Source organism: Intestinibacter sp. (assembly GCF_051866655.1).
In the GTDB taxonomy this organism is placed as follows: domain Bacteria; phylum Bacillota; class Clostridia; order Peptostreptococcales; family Peptostreptococcaceae; genus Intestinibacter.
In genome coordinates this window covers 1-2176 of the sequence record NZ_JBJDXL010000536.1, presented here as the reverse complement: position 1 = coordinate 2176, position 2176 = coordinate 1, and the positions used below count along the sequence as shown (strand labels likewise).

The following is a 2176-nucleotide window of genomic DNA, read 5'->3' as shown; positions in this document are numbered from 1 at the left end:
CCGACTATTATAAACGGAGCTCCTAAAAGCAATGTTTTGTAGCTAGCTGAACCTAAGCTTCCCATAAGCCAATAAGTAATAGCAGGTAGTTGTGTTTCAGAGTCTGCAACAAATTTTACAAATGATACAAGCGCTGAAAACAATGATCCTATCATTATACCTGCAAGTACCATACTATTCATATTATTTCCTTTCCCTGTACCAGAAATATAGGTAAGTAAAACTGCGATTATACCAAAGCATAATGCACAAAATTGTATTCCTATTAAACTAAATCCCAATAAAATTCCTAAAGCTGCTCCAAAGCTAGCCCCTGATGCTACCCCCAATGTATCTGGTGTCGCAAGTGGGTTTGAAAATAAACTTTGAAATGCACATCCAGCCACAGAAAGACCAGCTCCAACAAGCAGAGCAAGTAAAATCCTTGGAAATCTAATTGTCCACAATACAATTTCTGTTTGAGAGTTGACTACATAATCATATCCAAATTTTTCAAAAGTCGATTTTAAAACTTCAACTGGAGATATAAGCATCCTTCCAATCCCCATAGATAAGATTACTACTAAAATAGGAAGTATAATTAAAATTATCTTTTGAATTAAAGATAAGCTTCCCACTACCTTAAATTTTTTCATATTATAAATCCCCCTAGAAATTAAAAATAGCTACACCAAAAGTGGCATAGCTAAACAAATTTTTTCCTAAAAAAATATCGCCTTCCACCTTAATAGTAAATTTTGGTGTCAGAAATAAAATAAATACAGCCATAATCGATCTTAATTATCAGATAAACTTTTAACTTAGAAGCGATTATTAAATATTTTATTAGTGCTAGTATTAAATTAAAATCTACTCATTCTGAAACTAAATCTCAAAATAAGTTTTCGTACATATCATAAAAAGAGTATATCACATTGGTAGAAAAATGTAAACTTTTGTAAAAATTTAAACAAAAATGAATAAAGGGTGAAGTAATTTCCTCCACCCTTATATTTTTTACTTAAAATTTAATTTCTATTATATACTTAATTTATTTAGTTTCTGCATTGGTATCATCTAATAAATTATTTTCAGATAAATAAGATAAAAATGAAAGTCCTAACATAATCACTACTAATAAAGCTGTTATCAATACTATTGCCATTTTTACGCCTCCCTCTTTAATATAATAAATGTTAAAACAATTATTTGAACTATATATGAATAATTTTATAGTCCGTATTTCCAAATATCCCTTTTTCTCTTTTTTTAATATACATTTGCTAACCCTTCTATAATTAATATTATAATATAATTTACTAATTTACAAGTAAAGATTTCGTTAATAATTTCTTTCAAATTTATTAAATATTGCTACCAAAAGTTACAAATCTGTCAAATTTTATTTATATTTCCATTTTTTTACTTGACTTTAATAAATTAATCACTTAAAATTTTATACATAATAAATATTAAATAAAAGCGATGATTAGACGAGTAAATTTAGTTCGGTTACTAGAGATGGAAATTCATAGGCTGAAAGATTTCCTTAACTTGAGAAATTGAAAACTACCTAGGAGCTTCGTGCTGAAGTTATCTTGAATAGATTTTAGTAAGATACGACGTTTAGCTTACGTTACAAGTTCAAGTGGATTTTTTATAAAATCAATTTGGGTGGAACCGCGGGAATTTATACTCTCGTCCCTATTTAGGGACGGGAGTTTTTTAATTGTCAAAAAAATTAGGAGGTAAAAAAAACATGTATTTTTTAAGTACAAGAGGTAATAACGAAAAAATAACAGCTTCACAAGCAATAATAAAAGGTTTATCTACTGATAAAGGTCTTTATGTACCTTCTAGCTTTAAAAATTTAAGCGAGGAGTTAAAAAACTTAGTTGATTTAGATTATAAACAACTAGCATATGTCATTTTAAAAGAATTTTTAACTGACTATTCCGAAGAAGAATTAAAATACTGCATAGAGAGCGCTTACGACGAAAAATTTGATACAGAAAAAATAGCTCCAATAAGTAAAGTAGGAGATGACTACATCTTAGAATTATACCATGGACCTACATGTGCTTTTAAAGATATGGCACTTACAATAATGCCTTATCTACTAAAAACTGCAATCGAAAAAAACAACCTACAAGAAGAAGTTGTAATATTAACTGCTACTTCAGGCGATACTGGTAAA

1 protein-coding gene, 1 pseudogene and 1 other annotated feature are annotated in these 2176 nt (G+C 28.5%); of the genes and pseudogenes, one reads left to right on the top strand and one right to left on the bottom strand.

What is annotated here, in order from left to right; genetic code table 11:
- A partial coding sequence (locus ACI3VO_RS16175) for a FecCD family ABC transporter permease (protein ID WP_439758903.1) occupies positions 1 to 635 on the bottom strand: 635 nt, incomplete at its 3' end.
- An 820-nt stretch (positions 636 to 1455) separates the two neighbouring features.
- Positions 1456 to 1688 (top strand) — a binding site (T-box leader).
- Between the two features lie 50 nt (positions 1689 to 1738).
- Here ACI3VO_RS16175 and ACI3VO_RS16170 point away from each other — a divergent pair.
- A pseudogene (locus ACI3VO_RS16170) lies at positions 1739 to 2176 on the top strand (threonine synthase); the annotation flags it as partial.